Origin of the sequence: Aurantimonas litoralis, assembly GCF_026153195.1 — a bacterium.
In the GTDB taxonomy this organism is placed as follows: domain Bacteria; phylum Pseudomonadota; class Alphaproteobacteria; order Rhizobiales; family Rhizobiaceae; genus Aurantimonas; species Aurantimonas coralicida.
Genome location: NZ_JAPFBM010000002.1, coordinates 480,113 through 500,750, shown reverse-complemented (window position 1 = coordinate 500,750; position 20,638 = coordinate 480,113). Strand labels below are relative to the sequence as shown.

The following is a 20,638-nucleotide window of genomic DNA, read 5'->3' as shown; positions in this document are numbered from 1 at the left end:
GCGATGCGGATCAGGCCGGTGCCGGCGGTGTCGGCTGGGCCAGACGCGCCGGGTCGGCGCCGGTATCGTCGTCGATGATGGCCGGCTGGTATTCCGGCACGATGCGCCTGAGAATGTCCAGCGCGCGCTCGGCATCGCCGGCTGCGACAGCACCCTCGATATTGGCGAAGCTGCGCGACAGGAGCTTCACGTCGCTGACCCGCGAGCCGGCGATGAGCAGGCCGGCGCGGCCGGTCTCCTCGCGCGTCTCGCCCTCGCCGAACAGTTCCTCGTAGAGCTTCTCGCCCTTGCGCAGCCCGACGAAGCGGATGTCGATGTCGATATGCGGCTTCAGTCCGGCCAGCTGGATCACCCGCTCGGCGAGCTCGGCGACGCGGATCGGCTTGCCCATGTCGAGCACGAAGATCTGGCCCTTGGCGCGGGTGTCGGTCATGCCGTGGCCCGCCGCATGCAAGATCAGCCGCGACGCCTCGGGAATGGTCATGAAGAAGCGGGTGATGTGCGGGTGGGTGACCGTCAGCGGCCCGCCCTTTTCCAGCTGCGAGCGGAACAGCGGGATCACCGAGCCGGTCGAGCCGAGGACGTTGCCGAAGCGCACCGTGATGAAGCGGGTCGCGTCCTGATCGAGATCCAGTGCCTGGCAATAGGCTTCGGCGGCCCGCTTGGTCGCGCCCATGACGTTGGACGGGTTCACCGCCTTGTCGGTCGAGATCATCACGAAGGCCGAGGCGCCGGCGGCAAGGGTGGCATCGGCGACGTTGCGAGTGCCCAGGAGGTTGGTGTCGATTCCCTCGACCGGATTGTCCTCGACGATGGGCACGTGCTTGAGCGCGGCGGCGTGGAAGACGACGTCGGGGCCGACTTCGGCGAACAGCGCCCGGATGCGGTTGCCGTGGCGCACGTCGACGATCCGCGGCAGGATCGGAACGCCGGGGAATTCATCGGAAATCTGCCGGGTGACCGACCAGAGATTGAACTCGGAATTGTCGACGAGGACGAGACGGCGCGGCGCGAAGCGCGCGATCTGGCGCACGAGTTCGGAGCCGATCGAGCCGCCGGCGCCGGTGACGATGACCAGCCGGTCCTTGATCAGCCGCTCGACCTCGGCGATGTCGAGATCCACCTCCTGGCGCCCCAGGAGATCTTCCAGCGCGATCGGCAGCGGCTCGATCGGGCGGTTCTCGTCGACGATGCCCGTCTGGCTGATGTCGGGCAGCCGCTTGACCGTCACGCCCAGCGGCGCGCAGGTGGCGACGATGCGCGACAGCCGCGCGGCCGGAATGTCGACCTCGGTGACCACCAGTTCGCCGACCGGCGTGCCCCGCTTCTCGGCCCAGGCGATGGTCTGTTCCAGTTCGGCCAGCGTGCCGAGCACGCGGATGCCATGCAATTGCCGGCGCCGGTTCTTGGACTTCTCGTCGATGATGCCGACGATGGCGTCCTGCCGACGGTTGCGACGGCTGTTGCGGATGAACAGGTCGGCATTGTCGTTGAAGCCGTAGAGCAGGAGGTCGCGCTTGGTGCCGGCGATGGCCGAGGCGGCGAGGCTGCGGCGGTCGAGGCGGCGCTCCTTCATCAGCCGGTAGGCGAGGCGGGGGCCGCCCAGGCCGACGATCATGATGAACCAGGAGATCACGATCGTGGAGCGGGGCAGGAAGGCACCGCGGAACAGCAGGAAATGCAGCAGCAGGAAGGCCAGGTTGATGAAGGTGACCGCCTTGACGATCGACAGCACGTCGAGCAGCGAGGCATAGCGCCAGGCGCCGCTGTTGAGCGAGAAGAACGGAAAGCAGACCGCGCTCAGTGCCGTATAGGCACCGATCAGAAGCCAGATCTGCCAGACGCTGAACAGCGGCTGCCATCCCCAGGCGATCGACATGGCGATGGTCATCGATACCGCGGCGATCAGGATGTCGTGGACGATACCGAGCTGTCGCAGGGAGATGGCCAGCATGCTCTTGGCGAAATTCATCAACAGGAATCCATGGTTCCGCCTCCTCGGGCAGACCATTTAGTGCGCTATCATGCGAACGCGCGCTGCGGAAGCCGTCAAAAGACGCTGGCGCCTGCGTCAGCCGTGCCCACCGCCGCCCGAAAGGTGGCGAACAATTCCCGGCCCATGCCGAATTCGTTGCCGCTGAGATCGGGGTCGGCGAGGGGGCGCGCCGCCAGCTCGTCGGCGTCCACGAGGATCTCCAGCGTGCCGCCATCGGCATCGAGACGCACCATGTCGCCATCGACCAGCCTGGCGATCATCCCGCCGGCCTTGGCTTCGGGCGTGACGTGGATCGCCGCCGGCACCTTGCCGCTGGCGCCCGACATCCGCCCGTCGGTGACCAGCGCCACCTTGTGGCCGCGGTCGAGGAGAACGCCGAGCAGCGGCGTCAGCTTGTGCAGCTCCGGCATGCCGTTGGACTTGGGGCCCTGGAAGCGGACGACAGCCACGAAATCGCGGTTGAGCTCGCCGGAATCGAAGGCGGCCTTCATGTCGTTCTGGTCGTGGAAGATCTTCGCCGGCGCCTCGACGATGCGGCGTTCGGGCCGGACGGCGGAAACCTTGATGACGGCCTTGCCGAGATTGCCCTTGAGCATGCGCAGGCCGCCATTGGACGAGAAGGGCTGGTCGGCTGTGGTCAGCACCTTGGGATCGCCGCTGTGGGCGGGGGCAGCTTCGCGCAGCACGGTCTCGCCGTCCGGCGCCAGCCGCGCCTCGACCGTATAGGCGCGCAGGCCATGGCCCCATGCGGTCCGCACGTCCTCGTGCAGCAGGCCGCAATCGAGCAGTTCGCGGATCAGGAAGCCCATGCCGCCGGCCGCCTGGAAATGGTTCACGTCGGCGAGGCCGTTCGGATAGACGCGGGCGAGCAGCGGCGTGATGTCCGACAGGTCGGAAATGTCCTGCCAGGTCAGCTTGATGCCGGCGGCCGCGGCCATCGCCACCAGATGCATGGTGTGATTGGTCGAACCGCCCGTGGCGTGCAGCCCGACGACGCCGTTGACGACGGCACGCTCGTCCACCACCAGCCCGGCCGGCGTGTATTCGTTGCCCAGCGCGGTGATCGACAGGGCGCGCCTGGCCGCTTCCCGCGTCAGCGCATCGCGCAGCGGCGTGTTCGGATTGACGAAGGACGAGCCCGGCGTGTGCAGGCCCATGATCTCCATCAGCATCTGGTTGGAATTGGCGGTGCCGTAGAAGGTGCAGGTGCCGGGGCCGTGATAGGACTGGGATTCGGCGGCAAGCAGTTCCTCGCGCCCGACCTTGCCCTCGGCGTAGAGCTGGCGGATGCGGCTCTTATCGTCATTGGGCAGGCCCGAGGTCATCGGTCCGGCCGGCACGAAGATCGCCGGCAGATGGCCGAAGGTCAAAGCAGCGATGGTCAGGCCCGGCACGATCTTGTCGCAGACGCCCAGATAGACGGCGGCGTCGAACATGTCGTGGGAGAGGCCGACGGCGGTCGCCATGGCGATCACGTCGCGCGAGAACAGCGACAGCTCCATGCCGGCCTGGCCTTGCGTGACGCCGTCGCACATGGCCGGAACCCCCGACGCCACCTGGGCGGTGCCGCCCATGGCCCGGGCCGCCTCGCGGATCAGTTCGGGATAGCGCTCGAAGGGCTGGTGGGCCGAGAGCATGTCGTTATAGGCGGTGATGATGCCGAGATTGGGCGTCTGGTCGCCCGACAAGCGGGACTTGTCCAGCGGGCCGCAGGCGGCGAAGCCATGGGCGAGGTTGCCGCATGTCAGGGTCGAGCGCTTCGGTCCCTCGGCGCCCTTCGCCATGATGCGCGCCACATAGGGTTCGCGCGTCGGCGCGGAACGCTCCCGGATGCGGTCGGTGATCTCTGCAATGCGCGGATCGACGGTCATGGGATTGACCTCCTGGACGGTGAAAGGGGCGTCAGGGACACCAGAAGACGTTGGCCGGGTCCTTGCGCGGTGCTTCGAGGACCGCCCGGATCGGCAGTTCCTCGACGGGGCCGCCGGCCAATGCCTTTTCGTAGACGGCGAGCTTTTCCTCGCCTTCGATGTGGATCGCCAGGAGCCGCGCTTCCACCAGCATCGGCAGGGTCAGGGTGACGCGGGGCTCGCCGGCCCCGGGCGCACGCATGGCGACGACCGGCTCGGTGGTCTGCGGATCGATGGCGGCATCGAGATTGTCGCCGGCCGGGAAGAACGAGGCGGTATGGCCGTCCGTGCCCATGCCGAGCACGGCGGCGTCGAGCGGACGGGCCAGCCGCCGGAAGCGCTCGGCGAGATCCTCGCGCGCGTCCTCCGGCGTTTCTGCGTCGAGATAGAAGGGAATGAAATGCGCCGCCGCGGCGCGGTTCTTCAGGAGCTTGTCGGCGACCAGCGCGGCGTTCGAGCGATCGCTCGTTGCCGGCACCCAGCGTTCGTCCACCAGGAGCACGTTGACATTCGGCCAGTCGATCTCGGCCTGCGACAGCCGCTCGAAGAAGCGCTTCGGCGTCGAGCCCCCGGAGACCGCCAGGGTCGCCGTGCCGCGGGTGGCGATGGCGCCGGCGAGGACGGCGGCCACGCCGACCGCGAGGGCCTCGGCCAGGGCGTCGCCATCGCGGTAGCGGTGCAGGACGGGGGCTGTGCTCATTCCGGATCGCCTCAGTCGGGTTCGTGCCAGGTGCGGCCGTCGCGCTCGATCAGCGCCACGCCGGAGGAGGGGCCCCAGGTGCCGGCCGTGTAGCCCTGCGGCTTCATGGATTTCTCGGCCCAGGCCTGCGGGATCGGATCGATCCAGTTCCACGCCGCCTCGACCTCGTCGCGGCGCATGAACAGGGTCTGGTTGCCGCGGATGACATCCATCAGCAGCCGCTCATAGGCGTCCGGGTTCCGCACCCGGAAGGATTCGGCAAAGCTCATGTCCAGCGGCACGTGGCGCAGGCGCATGCCGCCGGGACCGGGGTCCTTGATCATCACCCACTGCTTGACGCCCTCATTGGGCTGCAGCCGCATGACCAGCTGATTCTGCTGGATGCTGCCCGAGAGGCCGGCGAAGATCGAGTGCGGGATCGGCCGGAAGGTGACGACGATCTCCGACATGCGCTCCGACAGCCGCTTGCCGGTCCGCAGGTAGAAGGGCACGCCGGCCCAGCGCCAGTTGCCGATCTCGGCCTTGATCGCGACGAAGGTCTCGGTGTCGCTCTGGGCCTCGCCGAGATCGTCGAGATAGCTGCGCACGGCGGCGCCATCGGAGGCGCCGGCCTTGTACTGGCCACGCACGGTGCGGCTTTCGACATTCGAGGCATCGATCGGGGTGAGAGCGCGCAGCACCTTCAGCTTTTCGTCGCGCAGGGCGTCGGCGTCCAGCGTCGGGGGCGGCTCGAGGGCGACCAGGCACATCAGCTGCAGGATGTGGTTCTGCACCATGTCACGCAGCGCGCCGGCCTTGTCGTAATAGCCGGCGCGACCTTCCAGCCCGACCGATTCCGCCACGGTGATCTGGACGTGGTCGATATGGGCGGAGTTCCAGATCGGCTCGTACAGCGCATTGGCGAAGCGCAGCGCCATCAGGTTCTGCACCGTCTCCTTGCCGAGATAATGGTCGATGCGGAAGACCTGGTCCTCGGTGAAGTAGCGGCCGATGATGTCGTTCAGTTCGCGGGCCGATTCCAGGTCGCGGCCGACGGGCTTCTCGACGACGAGCCGGGTGTTGGCGTGGACGAGGCCCTTTTCGCCGATGCGGCAGGCGAGATCGGCGAACAGCGCCGGGCCGACCGCCAGGTAGAAAGCGCGCACGCGCGTGCCGTTGCCGTCCTCGGCGCCTTCCAGAAGCGCCTTCAGCTCGCCCCAGCCCTCGTCGGCGCGCGCATCCACCTGGCGGTAGTGCAGGCGCGAGACGAAACGCTCGACGGACGTCGTGTGGGTGTCCTCGGGCTTGACGTGCTTGGCGATCGCCTCGCGGGCGAAGGCCCGGTATTCCTCGTCGGAAATATGGGTGCGCGAGGCGCCGATGATCCGCGAATCCTGCGGCATCTGCCCGTCATGATCGCGATGATAGAGCGCCGGCAGCAGCTTGCGTTCGGCAAGGTCGCCATTGCCGCCGAAGACGACATAGTCGAACGGGTCGACGGGAATGATCTGGCTGGACATGTATCGTCCCTCTGCAAGACAATGAGCGGGGGAAGCCGTTCCGTCCGCTGTGTAATCTAATCGATTGAATTATTCCATAGCCGCGGCGGGCCGGCGAAGATCATTCGCGCCGGGCGCTCAGGCCGCGGCCTCGCGCCTGGCAAAGGCACGTGTGACCGCCTCCAGCATGCGGACGTCGTCATAGGGCTTGTTGATCGCTTCGCTGGCGCCGGCCTCCGGCGGCAGATCGAGATTCTCGCCGTAGCCGGTGACGAAGATGTAGGGCACGCTCCGCGCATTCAGGGGCGCGATCAGCGCAAAACTGGTCTCCGAGCCGAGATTGACGTCGAGCAGCGCGACATCGATCGTCTCGGTCTCGATCAGGCGCAGCGCCTCGGCGACATTCGCGGCGGTCAGGATCCGCGCCATGCCGTTGTCGAGCAGCAATTGCTCGGCATCGAGCGCGATGATCATGTTGTCCTCGACGATCAGCCCCGTGCGGTCCTTGAGAATGTCGAGATCTGGCATCGTGTCGTCTGCTCCTGGGGCCGTCATGGTGCGTCGGTTGGGCTGCCTGCCTGCCGGCTGCGGGCGAAGGGGTCGGCCGCGCACGATCCGAATATGTCGCGCGTGCCGGGTTTTAGAAGCGGTCGCGCAGGGAAAACCAGGTCATTGCGAGGAAAAGCAGCGGCGCGCGCAGTCGCCGCCCCCCCGGGAAGGCGGGAATGCGCAGCGCCTCGAAGTCGGCGAGGCGGTCGCGATTGCCGTTGACGCGCTCGGCATAGAGGCGGCCGGCGAAGTTCGCGAGCATGACGCCATGTCCGGAAAACCCGCCAATGGTGGTGATCCCCGGCGCCAGGCTGCGCACATAGGGCAGGCGCTCCATGGTGATGCCGACCGAGCCGCCCCAGGCGTGGCTGAGGCGCACATCGGCCAGATGCGGATAGACTTCGGCGATCTGCTTGCGGATGTGTCGGCCAATGTCGCCGGTGGCGGAGGTGTAGGCCTCGCGGCCGCCGAACAGCAACCGGCCGTCGCCGCTCTTGCGGAAATAGCGCACGACGAAGCGGGAATCGTCGCAGGATTCGCCGCCGGGCAGCACCGCGTCGGGGTCGGTCAGCGGCTCGGTCGCGCCGATGAAGGAGCCGATCGGCATGACATGGGCGTCGACCTGCGGGTCGAGGCCCCCGCCATAGGCGTTGGTGGCGATCAGAACGCGCTCGGCGCTGACCTCGCCATGGGCGGTGACGGCGACGAACCGGCCATCACGCCGGTCGAGCCGCTCGACATGGCTGTTCTCGAAGAGCTGCGCCCCGGCTTCGGCCGCGACCCGGGCGCTGCCGACGACCAGCTTCATCGGGTTGATATGGCCGGTGCCGGTGTCGCGAATGCCGCCGAAATAGCGACGCGAGCCGAGCCGGTCGGCAGTCTCGTCGGCATCCATGAAGCTGACATGGGGATAGGCGTAGCGGGTCGTCAGCTCCTCGACCTGGGCGCGGTAGTCCTTCAGGTAGCGGCGCTTGTGGACGACCGAAAGCTGGCCTTCGCGGTAGTCGGCGTCGATGCCGTTGGCGGTGATGAACTCGGTCAGATGGGCCTTGGCCTCCTCGGCGAGATCGAACAGGGCCTTGGATCGCTCGAAGCCGTAGGCCGCCTCGATCTCCATCGGCCAGAGCCGCTGGCCGGTTCCCATCTGTCCACCATTGCGACCCGAGGCACCATCGCCGAAGCGATGCGCCTCCAGCACCGCCACGTCGACGCCGGTGCGGGCGAGATGCAGCGCCGCCGACAGGCCGGTGAAGCCGCCGCCGACGACCAGGACGTCCACCTTGCGGCTGCCGTCCAGGGCCGGAAAGGTCGGTCGCTCGACGCTGTCCTCGTACCAGGACCGGCCGGGGGCGATGGGAGACTGATAGGCGGGCAAGGCTCAGACCTGCAGGAGCAGGAACTCGCGTTCCCAGGGACTGATCACCTGCATGAAGGTCTCGTGCTCGCCGCGCTTGATGCCGGCATAGGTGCCGACGAATTCCGGGCTGAAGACGGTGTCGAAATCCTTCTCGGCCTCGAAGATCGCCAGGGCTTCCAGGAGCCCGCGGGGCAGCGAGATGACGCCGTCCTCGTTGACGGTCCGGTCGGTCGGGCCCTCGGGCGTGAGGTTGTTGACCATGCCCAGATAGCCGCAGGCGAGCGAGGCCGCGATGGCGAGATAGGGATTGGTGTCGGAGGAGGGCAGGCGGTTCTCGACGCGGCGGCCGGCGGCATCCGAGGTCGGGACCCGGAAGGCGGTGGTGCGGTTGTCATAGCCCCAGGCGGTGTTGGTCGGCGCGGCCATGCCGTAGGTCAGCCGGCGATAGGAGTTCACATAGGGCGCCATCATGATCAGCGCTGCCGGCACGTAGCGCTGCATGCCGCCGAGAAAGGCGAAGAACAGGTCGGAGGCCGAGCCGTCCTCGTTGGAGAAGACGTTGCGACCGGTTTCCTTGTCGATCACCGACTGGTGGATGTGCATGGCCGAGCCCGGCTGGCCCTGAATGGGCTTCGCCATGAAGGTGGCGTAGATGTCCTGGCCGAGCGCCGCCTCGCGGATGGTGCGCTTGAACATGAAGACCTGGTCGGCGAGCTCCAGCGGGTCGCCATGGCGCAGATTGATCTCGAGCTGGGCGGCGCCCTCCTCGTGGATCAGCGTGTCGATCTCCAGCCCCTGAGCATCGGAATAGTCGTAGATGTCGTCGATCAGTTCGTCGAATTCGTTGACGCCGCCGATGGAATAGGACTGGCCCGACTGGATCTGCCGGCCCGAGCGGCCGATCGGCGGCACCAGCGGATAGTCCGGGTCGACATTCTTGGAGACGAGATAGAATTCGATCTCCGGTGCGACGACCGGCTTCCAGCCCCTGGCGTCATAGAGCGCCATCACCCGCTTCAGGACGTTGCGCGGCGTGTAGCCGACGGCGACGCCGTTCTGGTCGACGAGATCGCAGATCACCTGGGCGGTCGGGTCGCTCTCCCACGGGACCCGGCACAGGGTGGACAGGTCGGGCACGAGCTTGAGGTCGCCGTCGCCGGGCGAATAGCGGAACTCGCCGCTTTCCTCGGGGTATTCGCCGGAGATCGTGTGCATGAACAGCGCCGACGGCAGCGCCAGCGAGGTGTTGGCGGTGAACTTCTTGGCCGGCATCATCTTGCCGCGGGCGACGCCCGCCAGATCCGGCGTGATGCATTCCAGATCGTCGATGCCGCGCGCGGCAAGCCAGCCCGAGGCCTCGTGCATGGAGGCGACGCCGCGCTTGGATTCCAGATGGGCGCCGTCATTCGCCGGCACCTTGACTGGGGCCGGGTCGCGCTTGGCGTTCGGCGCGCCCTTGACGGCGCTGGCCTCGTTGCCGCCGACGCGGCCGGTCTTGCGGCCGTAATCGATCCGTGCGGGTCCGCTCGGACGCGGCGATTTCGGAGGTTTCGTGCTGGTCATGCCATCCTGCGGGGAAGCGCCTCTCGGGCGGATTGGGCCGGAGTGTAGCCCGCCGGACGGGGGTGAGGGAAGGCGGGGCCCGAGCCGGGATGCTCTGCTCCGGCGATGATCGGCCCAGCATCCCGACGCAAAGCGCCCGCTCCCCGGCTGTGCAGGGAACGGGCGCTTGGGTGATTTCCGCTGGCACCTTTCTGCGGGCGCCCGCCGGGTGCTCAGCTCCCGGTCTTGACCACGACCGGGATCAGCAGGTCGCCCCAATTGCCGTTGCCGGAATGGTGGCGGGCGGAGCGCACGAGTTCGACGGAGACGCCGGCCTCGACCGCCTTCATCACGGACTGGTTCAGCCGGTGAAGGTCGTTGGCCAGCATGCGGATCGCGGCCTGCTGGGCCTCGTCCATGGAAGAGGACTGCTCCTCGGCCCGCTCCTTGACGCGGGTGCGAGGGCGGCTTTCGTCGATAGCGACTGCACTCATCGTCTGTCTCCTTGGTTGGTCGTCATGTCGGTGTCGTGGGGTCCCGGAACGCCGCTCGGGGGAGCGTTCCGGGGGAGCGGGAGACTGGGGGCCGCGGAAGCGGGAAGAGAAACTTCCGCGCGTGTCCCGCTCCGTTTGCGCAAGGGGCCGGAGGTTGGCCAACCGACTTGCGCGAGGGGGTTACTCGGCTGCCACGCTGAGATGCTGGTCCTTCTTGAACTGCGCGCTCTCGGTGGATTCGCCCATGGCGGTCGTCGAGGACTGGCCGCCGGTGATGGCCATGGAGACGGCATCGAAATAGCCGGTGCCGACCTCGCGCTGGTGCTTCGTCGCCGTGTAGCCGTCGGCCTCGGAGGCGAACTCGGCTTCCTGCAGCTCCGAATAGGCGGCCATCTGCCGATCCTTGTAGCCGCGGGCCAGTTCGAACATGCCGTGGTTCAGCTGGTGGAAGCCGGCTAGGGTGATGAACTGGAACTTGTAGCCCATGGCTCCCAGCTCGCGCTGGAACTTGGCGATGGTCGCGTCGTCGAGGTTCTTCTTCCAGTTGAAGGACGGCGAGCAATTGTAGGCCAGGAGCTGGTTCGGATGCTCCTTCCTCACCGCTTCGGCGAAGCGCCGGGCCTGTTCGAGGTCGGGCTTGGAGGTCTCGCACCAGATCAGGTCGGAATAGGGCGCGCAGGCGATCGCCCGGGCGATGCACGGCTCGAGGCCGTTCTTGACCCGGTAGAAACCTTCCGGCGTGCGGCCGCCGTCATAATCGACATAGGGCTGGTCGCGCTCGTCGATGTCCGAGGTGATCAGCTTGGCCGCCTCGGCGTCGGTGCGGCAGATCACCAGCGAGGGCACGCCCATCACGTCGGCCGCCAGCCGCGCCGCGGTGAGGTTGCGGATATGCGCCTGGGTGGGGATCAGCACCTTGCCGCCGAGATGGCCGCACTTCTTTTCCGAAGCGAGCTGGTCCTCGAAATGGACGCCCGCGGCGCCGGCCTCGATGAAGGCCTTCATGATCTCGAAGGCGTTGAGCGGGCCGCCGAAGCCGGCCTCGGCGTCGGCGACGATCGGGGCGAACCAGGTGTCGACGGACTTCGCGCCTTCGGCATGCTCGATCTGGTCGGCGCGCTGCAGGGTGCGGTTGATCCGGCGGCAGAGCTCGGGCGCGGCATTGGCCGGATAGAGCGACTGGTCCGGATACATCGACGAGGCGGTGTTGGAGTCGGCGGCGACCTGCCAGCCGGAGAGGTAGATCGCCTTCAGGCCGGCGCGGACCTGCTGCATGGCCTGGTTGCCGGTCATCGCGCCGAGCGAATTGACGAAGTCTTCCGAGTGGATCAGCTCCCAGAGCCGGTTGGCGCCGTTTTCGGCCAGCGTGTAGCGGATCTGGACCGAACCGCGCAGGCGCTGGACGTCCTCGGGCGTGTAGTTGCGCTCGACATTGTCGAAACGGCCTTCGGGGGCAGACGGGACGAGATTGTAAAAATCGGTCATGGCGGTCGATCCTCTCCTGAATTCCGGCTGCCGATGCGACTGTGACAAGTGACCGGCAGTGCCTGGGGAGAGACATGACATCGCCGGTATGTGCTGAGAAGCGCCGGGCGGTCGGATCGCAGGCTTATTCGGGTCGTCTTGTCAGGACCTTCACAGGCTGCGATTGTCACGATGTAAAATTTGTCATAGGCCGGCATGGTGCATTGCGGCCGTGAATGGCCGCTGGCGCGGGGCGCTCAAAGCCGTTGCAGTGGCGTCACAGGGGTATGGATTTTCGTGAAAGACATGATCCACCAACACAATATCGCCTTGGATTCCATCAATCGAAACCTTTCCCGGTCATGCTGCCAATTGTCGGCGGACGACCGGTCGAGATTTGGAGCGGACGATGAGTGCGGTGCGTGTGGTTTTGCGTCTTCTGGGCCTGAGCAACGCTTTGGCGGCCTACCATCCCGAGCGTCACTACATGCGCGGACCGGGCCCTGCCTGCCTGCGTCGCATGCAGGGCGGCGGCACGCATCTGGGCGCCTGAACGGCCGTTCCGCACCCGGTGGCCGGCGTACTACCCGGCCGCACCCCTTCCACTCCCTTACCCCTGACGATTCCCTAGCCCCTGACGATCCGGCGCGCTCTGTCTTCCCGCGAGGCGCCTGATGGCCGAGAACAAGATCTTCGCGGGTCCGCGCATCCGCCGCATCCGCAACGGTCTCGGCCTGACCCAGACCGCGATGGCCGAGGAACTCGGCATCTCGCCATCCTATCTGAACCTCATCGAACGCAATCAGCGCCCGCTGACAGTGCAGCTCATCCTCAAGCTGTCGCAGACCTACGAGGTGGATATAGGCGATCTGCGGGGCGAGCAGCAGGGCTCCGTCGCCGAATTGCGCGGGGTCTTCTCGGACCCGCTGCTCGCCGGCGAACTTCCCGGCGAGCAGGAACTCTTGGAGATCGCCGAAGCCGCGCCGAACGCGGCGGCCGGCGTGATCAAGCTCTATCGCGCCTATCGCGAGCAGCATGGGCGGCTCTCCGACCTGTCCGATCTCCTGGCGCGGGAGGGGCGCGGCACCGGGCTGGCCGGCGCGCGGCTGCCGATCGACGAGGTCCGCGAGGTGTTCGAGACCCGGCCGAACTATTTCGCCGCGCTGGAAAGTGCCGCCGAGACCCTGCACCAGACGCTGGCCGCCGGCGACGATCTGATGGGGGCGCTGAAGACCTGGCTGCGCAAGGAGCACGACATTTCCGTGCGGGTGCTGCCGGTGCAGACCATGCCGAACTGGCGCCGCCGCTTCGACCGGCACTCGCGCCGGCTGTTCCTGTCCGAGCGTCTCGCCCCGGCCGACCGGCTGCGCGAGGTGGCGCTGGAATCCTGCCTCCTGGCCTTCGGCGAGGTGATTTCGGCGGAGGCCGCGACCTTCGCCTTTTCGAGCGACGAGGCGCGCCGGCTGGCCCGGTTCGAGTTGCTGCGCTACGCCGCCCATGCGCTGATGATGCCCTATGCCGCCTTCCAGGCCGCGGCCGAACGTTCGGCCTACGACATCGATGTCCTGCGCGGCCGTTTCCAGGTGTCCTTCGAGCAGGCGGCCAACCGGCTGACCATGCTGCAGCGCCAGGGCGCGCCGGGCGTGCCGTTCTTCCTGCTCGAGGTCGACAACGCCGGCAATCGCTTCCGCCGGGCCGGCGCGCGTGGCTTTCCGGTGCAGCGCTTCGGCGGCGGCTGTCCCAAGCTGCCGATCCATGCGGCCTTTGCCCAGCCGGGGCAGATCCTGGTGGAAAGCGCCGAAATGCCGGATGGCGCCGAGTTCCTGCTCGTCGCGCGGACGCTGGAAGGATTGCAGGCCGGATTTGCCGAGCGTCCGCGGCGCACGGCCATCCTGATCGGCTGCGACATCGGCTACAAGGACGAGACGGTCTATGGCCGGCATCTGGGAACCAAGCCCGCCACGGTCGGCATCGGCCCGGCCTGCCGGCTGTGCGAGCGGCAGGCGTGCCTTGCCCGCGCCGAGCCGCCGCTGACCCGCCCGCTGGGGCTCGACGAAATGGTCACCGGCCTGTCGGCATTTGATTTCCAGTGAACAGGGGCCAGATGCAGCGCGACGCGCCCTTGCAGGTGTCAGCGTACCGTCACAATTAGCGGGCGAGCGCGGCGACCTGCGGCGAAGACGGACATCGCCCGGCGGTGGCCGGCGGGAATGCGAACACAACGAAAGACAAGCCTGTGAGCCAGCAGAAGCAGAAGACCGAAGGTCTGGACGACACGATGACCCGCGACGGCTTCGTCGCACGCTCGGTGCAGCGGCTCGTCGACGGCGCCGAGAAGCTCAATCTGAAGCATTCGGCCGTCGGCAATCCGCCGGTCTTCGAGACCGACGACTTTCCATGGGCGCGCGAAGTCGAGGCCGAGTGGAAGGCGATCCGCGCCGAGCTCGACAATGTCCTGGTGCGCAAGGGCGAACTGCCGGCGTTCCACGAGATCTCGTCGGAAGTGCGCTCGATCTCGTCGGACCAGAACTGGAAGACCTTCTTCCTGTGCGGCTACGGCATCAAGTCGGAGGAGGCGATCCGCCAGTGTCCCGAGACCTGGCGCATCCTGCAGAAGATCCCCGGCATGAAATCGGCGATGTTCTCGATCTTCGAGCCGGGCAAGCACCTGCCGCCGCATCGCGGTCCGTATAACGGCGTCCTGCGCTTCCATCTCGGCCTGCTGGTCCCCGACGAGCCGGACAAGATCGGCATCCGGGTTGCCGACCGCACCTGCCACTGGGAAGAGGGCAAGGCGCTGATCTTCGACGACGCCTATGAGCACGAGGCCTGGAATCATTCCGACAAGGTGCGGGTGGTGCTGTTCGTCGATTTCGAGAAGCCCCTGAAGCAGCCGGCCAAGACGACCAACAAGGCGGTCCTCAACATGGCGGTCTTCACGCCCTTCATCCGCGAGGGCTACAAGGCCCACAAGGCGTGGGAAAAGCTGTTCTACGGCGAGGGCACGAAGCACCGCTGACCGGCGGTCGGCTGTAGGACGGGACGGCATGCGGATGACGGCGCGGAACGACACGGCCCGGTGGCGCCCCATGGCGCGCTCCGATCTGCGCGCCGCGATCGCGCTGGCCGACCGGGTTCACCCCGGATTGCCGGAGGAGGAGGCGGTCTTCACCGACCGCTTGCATCTCTGTCCGGCAGGCTGCCTCGTTCTCGCCGACCCGGCCGGCCTCGTCTGCGGCTACACGCTCGCCCATCCCTGGACACAAGGCCCGCCGCCCAAGCTGAACACGCTGCTCGGCTCGCTGCCGACGCCCGCCGACCGGTTCTTCATCCACGACGTGGTGGTGGCGCCCGAAATGCGTGGGCAGGGCCTGGCCGCGCCGGGTGTCGAACTGCTGCTCGAACAGGCCGCGTCCTATCCGTCGGCGGCGCTGGTCTCGGTCTATGGCACGGTGCCCTTCTGGGCCCGCTTCGGCTTCCTCGATGCGTCGGACACGCTGCCGGCCGGGGCCCTTGCGGACTATGGCAGCGACGCCCGCTTCATGATCCGCCCACGGGAAAGCTGAAGCGGCCCGGCAACACGCCGGAAGGGCAAGGGCTAGGAATTGGCGCGCCGATGTTCTTAACTTGGCGCCGACACCCGGCGGGGACGATGCCCGCTTCCGATACACATCTTATGGAGGTCCTGACCGAATGACACGACTGATCGCGATGCTGGGGGCTGCTGCCGCGACCCTCGCCATAGGCGCCGGAACGGCGACCGCTCAGGAAGAGAAGGTCGTCAATGTCTACAACTGGTCGGACTATATCGACGATTCCATCCTGGCGGACTTCACCGAGGAGACCGGGATCAAGGTCGTCTACGACGTCTATGATTCCAACGACATCCTCGACACCAAGCTGTTTGCCGGCGGCAGCGGCTACGACGTCGTCGTGCCGTCCTCCGAATATCTGGTCCGCCAGATCGAGGCCGGCCTGATCCAGAAGCTCGACAAGTCGAAGCTGAGCAATCTCGACAAGATGTGGGACGTGATCAGCGATCGCGTCGGCGAATATGGCGACGCCAACGACTACTCGGTCAACTACATGTGGGGCACCACCGGGATCGGCTACAACAAGCAGATGGTCGAGGAGCGGATCGACAATCCGCCGACCGATTCCTGGGACCTGATCTTCGATCCGCAATATGCCGAGAAGCTGGCCGATTGCGGCATCATGATGCTCGACGCACCGACCGAGGTGATGCCGGCGGCGCTCAACCATCTCGGCCTTGATCCGAACTCGACAGATCCGGGCGAGATCGAGCAGGCCAAGGAGATGCTGCTGAAGGTGCGCCCGTTCGTGCGCAAGTTCCACTCGTCGGAATACATCAACGCGCTGGCCAATGGCGACATCTGCGTCGGCTACGGCTATTCGGGCGACATCTTCCAGGCCCGCGACCGCGCGGCCGAAGCCGGGCAGGGCGTCGAGATCGCCTATTCGATCCCCAAGGAAGGCGCCCGCATGTGGTTCGACCAGCTGGCGATCCCGGCCGACGCGCCGCATCCGGAGAACGCCCACGCCTTCATCGACTATCTGATGCGCCCCGAGGTCATCGCCAAGGCGACCAATTACGTCGTCTATGCCAATGGCAACAAGGCCAGCCAGGAATTCGTCGATGACGCGATCATCAACGATCCGGCGGTGTATCCGAGCGACGAGGTTCTCGCCAATCTGTACACCAAGGAAGCCTACGACGCCCGCACGCAGCGGCTCATCAACCGCGCCTTCACGACGGTCCAGACCGGTCAGTAAGGCGCTTCGCCCGACATGAGCGCACCCGCTTCCGGCCTCTGGCCGGGAGCGGGCCATCGCCATGATCACCGGGCGGTGCAACGGGTCGATTCACGGACGAGGTGGCGACGGTGCAGAAATCCCTCGGCAACATCCGTCGCAGCTTCGCGCCCTGGGCCGACGCGACGCAGTCGCCGGTTATCGAGTTCGATCGCGTCACCAAGCGCTTCGGCGAGTTCAAGGCCGTCGACGACCTGTCGCTCGGCATCTACCGGCGCGAGTTCCACGCGCTGCTGGGACCGTCCGGCTGCGGCAAGTCCACCCTTCTGCGCATGCTCGGCGGCTTCGAGGAGCCGAGCCAGGGCGACGTGCGCCTCGACGGCCAGAGCCTGATCGGCATTCCACCGCATCGCCGGCCGGTCAACATGATGTTCCAGAGCTACGCGCTGTTTCCCCATATGGACGTCGCTGGCAATATCGCCTTCGGCCTGAAGCAGGACGGCATGGCGAAGTCGGAGCGCGAGGACCGGGTCGCCGAGATGCTGAAGCTGGTCAAGCTCGACGGCTTCGCCGCGCGCAAGCCGCAGCAATTGTCCGGCGGCCAGCAGCAGCGCGTGGCGCTCGCCCGCTCGCTGGCCAAGCGACCGAAGGTGCTGCTCCTCGACGAGCCGCTGGGCGCCCTCGACAAGAAGCTGCGCGAGGAGACCCAGTTCGAGCTGATGGATCTGCAGCAGGAGATGGGCCTGACCTTCCTGATCGTGACCCACGACCAGGAAGAGGCCATGACCATGGCCGACCGGATTTCCGTCATGGACCAGGGGCGCATCGTCCAGGTCGCCACCCCCGAGATCATCTACGAGGCACCGGCCACCCGCTATGTGGCGGACTTCATCGGCTCGGTGAACATCCTCGCCGGCACGATCGAGAGCAGCACCGGCGGCACCACCCGGATCGCCACCACCAGCGGCGTGACCATCGAGGCGGAGACCGCCGGCGATCTTGCCACCGGGAGCGAGGCGTTCTTCGCCATTCGCCCCGAGAAGATGCGGCTGTCCCGGCAGAAGCCGGCGGACGTGTCGATCAACGCGCTCCACGGCGAAATCTGGGACATCGCCTATCTCGGCGACATGACCCTGTTCAACGTCCGGCTGGAGAGCGGCGACATCGTGCGCGCCGCGACGCTCAACTCGGTCCGCGGGGCGTCCGAGCAGATCGGCTACGACGAGGCGGTCTGGCTGACCTTCGCGCCGGATTCCGGCATCGTCCTGGCCGGCTAGTCATGGCGGTAGAACCCCTGATCCCGGCCGACGCGCCACCGGAACCTGCACGGGACAAGCTGCGCAGCCGCGGCGCGCGGCTCTATCGCAGCCTCGTCGTCGGCGTTCCCTTCGTCTGGCTGCTGGTGTTCTTCCTGGCGCCGTTCCTGATCGTCTTCAAGATTTCGCTGTCGCAGATCGCGCTGGCGCAGCCGCCCTATGTGCCGTCCTTCTCGCTGGAGAATTTGTCGACCTTCTGGGACAATCTCCAGCAGTTCACGATCGACAATTATGTCTGGCTGACGTCGGACCCGCTCTACATCAATTCCTATCTGTCCAGCCTGCAGATCGCCGGGATCGCCACGGCGATCACGCTGCTGATCGGTTACCCGCTGGCCTACGGCATCGCGCGGGCGCCGGGCGGCCTGCGGCCGGTGCTGATCCTTTTGACCATCCTGCCGTTCTGGACGAGCTTCCTGATCCGCGTCTATGCCTGGATCGGCATCCTGAAGACCGACGGGCTCCTGAACCAGTTCCTGATGTGGCTCGGCGTGATCTCCGATCCGCTGGTCATCATGAACACCAATATCGCCGTCTATATCGGCATCGTCTATTCCTACCTGCCCTTCATGGTGCTGCCGATCTACGCGTCGCTGGAGCGGATGGACTACCGCCTGATCGAGGCGGCCAACGATCTGGGCTGTCCGCCGGTGAAGGCGTTCTGGACGATCACTTTCCCGCTGTCGCGGCCGGGCGTCCTGGCCGGGATCATGCTGGTGTTCATCCCGGCGGTGGGCGAGTTCGTGATTCCCGATCTCCTCGGCGGCTCGCGCACGCTGATGATCGGCCGGACCCTGTGGAACGAGTTCTTCTCCAATCGCGACTGGCCGGTCTCCTCGGCGGTGGCGATCCTTCTGCTGATCGTGCTGGTGCTGCCGATCGTCTGGTTCCAGCGGGCACAGGCCAAGACAACGGGGAACGGCTGACGTGACGCGGAACTGGTCGCCCTTCAACATCGTCTCGGTCGTGTTCGGCTTCGCCTTCCTGTACCTGCCGATCCTTCTCCTGGTGATCTACTCCTTCAACGCCTCGCGGCTGGTCACGGTCTGGGCCGGTTTCTCGACCGTCTGGTACCGCGAATTGTGGAACGATCAGGCGCTGCTCGACGCGGCCTGGGTGACGCTGCGCGTGGCGCTGCTGTCGGCCAGCGTCGCGACGATCCTCGGCACGCTGGCGGCGACGACGCTGGTGCGCTTCTTCGATTTCCGCGGCCGGCTGCTCTTTGCCGGCATGGTCTATGCGCCGCTGGTCATGCCGGAGGTGATCACCGGCCTGTCGCTGCTGCTTCTGTTCGTGGCGATGGATTTCGACCGCGGCTTCTGGACCGTGACGATCGCCCACATCACCTTCTCGATGTGCTTCGTCGCGGTGGTCGTGCAGTCGCGGCTGATCAGCTTCGACCGCAGCCTCGAGGAAGCCGCGCAGGATCTCGGCTGCCCGCCCTGGAAGACCTTCTTCCTGATCACCATGCCGGTGATCTGGCCTGCCGTCGCCGCCGGCTGGATGCTCGCCTTCACCCTATCGCTGGACGACCTGGTCATCGCCAGCTTCACCTCGGGGCCGGGCGCGACGACCCTGCCGATGAAGATCTACAGCCAGGTTCGTCTGGGCGTGACGCCGAAGATCAACGCCGTCTGCACGCTCCTGATCGCCGTGGTCTCGGTCGGCGTCATCATCGCGGCGATCCTCAACAAGCGCCGCGAGGTGCAGAAGGCCCGCGACGCCCATCTGGCGGCGACCGCCGGCTGACCTGCCGGCCGTCCGGGCGACAATTCGACAGGCTCAGCGGTTCGCCGACGCCGTGCCGGCAGTGGCGGCGGCCATGTTGGCGCCGGTGCAGTCGCAGGCTTCGCCATGCGCCGTGGTGATCGCGTCCATGGTGGCGGCGATGGCGGCGAGCATCGGGTCGTAGCCGCCGCGCGGACGGTGGGCGAGATGGTCGAGCGCCTCGATATCGGCGAAGGCTTCGGTCAGGGCGCTGCGCACCAGCGCGTCGCCGATCTCGGCCGAGCGGCCGACGACCAGCGGCTGCAGCGTTTCCAGACGAGCCAGAACCGGGCGTTTCGCGCGCTCGCCGCCGATGGCGCCCGTGGTCGCCGGATCGGCCTTCGGCCGGGCGCCCGCAACCGGGTCTTCGGCCGTCTTGGCGAGGGCTGAAGGTGCGGCCAGGAAGCCGTTGGTCCGGGCAGTGTCGACCAGCATGTCGAGGACGGCCAGCCGGTCGGCATCGGTCTCAAGGGCCGGACCCGCGGTCTCGGCCATCGCCAGCGGCGGCAGCGCCGGGTCGAAATGCGGGCCGAAGGCGACGGTCTGCGCGGACCGTTCGAGGCCCTTGGACTGCCGCAGGTCGAAGACCAGCGGATGGCCGCGCAGCGGCGGCGCGAAGCGGGGCGTCGGCACCGGGCCCATGGCGACCAATGCGGCCCGGATGCTGTCCTGCGAGGCCGCGGTCTGGACGGCACGGTGACCGGCGGCCTTTGCCGGGCTGGTCGCGATGCGGTCCATGTAGCTCTTCAGCGTCTCGAGATAGGTGGCCACGCCGCTGCACAGATAAGGCGAGGGGCCCTGGCTCACATATTCGCCGAGATCGGTGACGATGCGATCGGCGATCCAGCGGTCGTTGGCGCTGCCCACCCAGCTGGCGCGGCCGCGGTTGCGGGCAATGCCGGCGGCTTCCGCCAGTGCCTTCGCCTCGGCCGAGCCACGCCTGGCGGAGGCGCGGAAGATCTGGCCATCGGGAAGCGAATCGTCGCCCTTGAAGGCGATGGCCCGGGCCGGCTTGATCGCCGCGAAGGCGCCGGAGCGGATGGTCTGCAGGGCCGAATGATAGCGAGTCGCACAGTCCGGCCGGTCGCCTGTCCCGGCATCCGCGGCGGGCGCGGCATGGGCGGTCGCGGACAGCATCAGGGCGGCGGCGAGGGGCAGGAGCGGCCGCCAGCAGCGGGTTGCAGAAACGAGGGTGAGCGGTGCGCGAAGCATGTCGGAGCGTCCGTTGCTGGCCGAGCGCGGACCCGCGGATCGCCGCCACCGGTGCCTCATACGCCTTGTCGGCCGACCGG

Annotated in this window: 18 protein-coding genes; 8 read left to right on the top strand and 10 right to left on the bottom strand. The window is 67.1% G+C overall.

Annotation, left to right across the window (positions count from 1 at the left end; genetic code table 11):
* Positions 1-10 precede the first annotated feature (10 nt).
* The 9 genes from N7I30_RS07105 to aceA form a co-directional block, all read right to left on the bottom strand.
* The gene (locus N7I30_RS07105; protein WP_498637719.1) at positions 11-1,972 is read right to left on the bottom strand and encodes a polysaccharide biosynthesis protein; all 1,962 of its coding nucleotides are present in this window, start codon (positions 1,970-1,972) and stop codon (positions 11-13) included.
* 77 nt (positions 1,973-2,049) lie between these two features.
* Positions 2,050-3,867 carry a phosphogluconate dehydratase gene (gene edd, locus N7I30_RS07100; protein ID WP_498637717.1) on the bottom strand — a complete coding sequence of 606 codons (1,818 nt, stop codon included), beginning with the start codon at positions 3,865-3,867 and terminating at the stop codon, positions 2,050-2,052.
* Between the two features lie 31 nt (positions 3,868-3,898).
* A complete protein-coding gene (gene pgl / locus N7I30_RS07095) occupies positions 3,899-4,606 on the bottom strand; it encodes a 6-phosphogluconolactonase (protein ID WP_498637715.1) in 708 nt (235 codons plus the stop codon).
* 11 nt (positions 4,607-4,617) lie between these two features.
* Positions 4,618-6,105, bottom strand: a complete 1,488-nt coding sequence (gene zwf, locus N7I30_RS07090) for a glucose-6-phosphate dehydrogenase (RefSeq protein WP_498637713.1) — start codon at positions 6,103-6,105, stop codon at positions 4,618-4,620.
* Positions 6,106-6,222: 117 nt separating this feature from the next.
* Positions 6,223-6,612, bottom strand: coding sequence for a response regulator (locus N7I30_RS07085; RefSeq protein WP_370194175.1), 390 nt, complete (start codon positions 6,610-6,612; stop codon positions 6,223-6,225).
* Positions 6,613-6,724: 112 nt separating this feature from the next.
* On the bottom strand, positions 6,725-8,008 hold the full coding sequence (locus tag N7I30_RS07080) for an NAD(P)/FAD-dependent oxidoreductase (protein WP_498637711.1): 1,284 nt from the start codon (positions 8,006-8,008) through the stop codon (positions 6,725-6,727).
* A 3-nt stretch (positions 8,009-8,011) separates the two neighbouring features.
* Positions 8,012-9,553 (bottom strand): glutamine synthetase family protein, encoded by a 1,542-nt coding sequence (locus tag N7I30_RS07075; protein WP_187392056.1) that lies wholly within the window; start codon positions 9,551-9,553, stop codon positions 8,012-8,014.
* A gap of 212 nt (positions 9,554-9,765) precedes the next feature.
* Positions 9,766-10,026 carry an SMc00767 family acetate metabolism repressor gene (locus N7I30_RS07070; RefSeq protein ID WP_498637709.1) on the bottom strand — a complete coding sequence of 87 codons (261 nt, stop codon included), beginning with the start codon at positions 10,024-10,026 and terminating at the stop codon, positions 9,766-9,768.
* 180 nt (positions 10,027-10,206) lie between these two features.
* The gene (aceA, locus tag N7I30_RS07065) at positions 10,207-11,511 is read right to left on the bottom strand and encodes an isocitrate lyase (RefSeq protein WP_024349314.1); all 1,305 of its coding nucleotides are present in this window, start codon (positions 11,509-11,511) and stop codon (positions 10,207-10,209) included.
* Positions 11,512-11,899: 388 nt separating this feature from the next.
* Between aceA and N7I30_RS07060 the strand changes: the two genes are divergently transcribed.
* The 8 genes from N7I30_RS07060 (at position 11,900) to N7I30_RS07025 (ending at position 19,328) form a co-directional block, all read left to right on the top strand.
* Positions 11,900-12,043, top strand: coding sequence for a hypothetical protein (locus N7I30_RS07060; protein WP_154653355.1), 144 nt, complete (start codon positions 11,900-11,902; stop codon positions 12,041-12,043).
* 121 nt (positions 12,044-12,164) lie between these two features.
* Complete coding sequence (locus N7I30_RS07055; protein WP_498637706.1) at positions 12,165-13,583, top strand: helix-turn-helix domain-containing protein; 1,419 nt, start codon at positions 12,165-12,167, stop codon at positions 13,581-13,583.
* 143 nt (positions 13,584-13,726) lie between these two features.
* The gene (locus N7I30_RS07050) at positions 13,727-14,509 is read left to right on the top strand and encodes an aspartyl/asparaginyl beta-hydroxylase domain-containing protein (RefSeq protein ID WP_024349312.1); all 783 of its coding nucleotides are present in this window, start codon (positions 13,727-13,729) and stop codon (positions 14,507-14,509) included.
* Between the two features lie 70 nt (positions 14,510-14,579).
* Entirely contained in the window at positions 14,580-15,056 is a 477-nt protein-coding gene (locus N7I30_RS07045) for a GNAT family N-acetyltransferase (protein ID WP_498637704.1), read from the top strand.
* Positions 15,057-15,183: 127 nt separating this feature from the next.
* Complete coding sequence (locus tag N7I30_RS07040) at positions 15,184-16,284, top strand: polyamine ABC transporter substrate-binding protein (protein ID WP_498637703.1); 1,101 nt, start codon at positions 15,184-15,186, stop codon at positions 16,282-16,284.
* A gap of 110 nt (positions 16,285-16,394) precedes the next feature.
* Complete coding sequence (locus tag N7I30_RS07035; protein ID WP_498637701.1) at positions 16,395-17,540, top strand: ABC transporter ATP-binding protein; 1,146 nt, start codon at positions 16,395-16,397, stop codon at positions 17,538-17,540.
* Positions 17,541-17,542: 2 nt separating this feature from the next.
* On the top strand, positions 17,543-18,505 hold the full coding sequence (locus N7I30_RS07030; protein WP_155898374.1) for an ABC transporter permease subunit: 963 nt from the start codon (positions 17,543-17,545) through the stop codon (positions 18,503-18,505).
* A 1-nt stretch (position 18,506) separates the two neighbouring features.
* Entirely contained in the window at positions 18,507-19,328 is an 822-nt protein-coding gene (locus N7I30_RS07025) for an ABC transporter permease subunit (RefSeq protein WP_024349307.1), read from the top strand.
* A gap of 33 nt (positions 19,329-19,361) precedes the next feature.
* Here N7I30_RS07025 and N7I30_RS07020 read toward each other — a convergent pair whose 3' ends face one another.
* Positions 19,362-20,558, bottom strand: a complete 1,197-nt coding sequence (locus N7I30_RS07020) for a hypothetical protein (protein ID WP_498637698.1) — start codon at positions 20,556-20,558, stop codon at positions 19,362-19,364.
* Between the last annotated feature and the right edge of the window lie 80 nt (positions 20,559-20,638).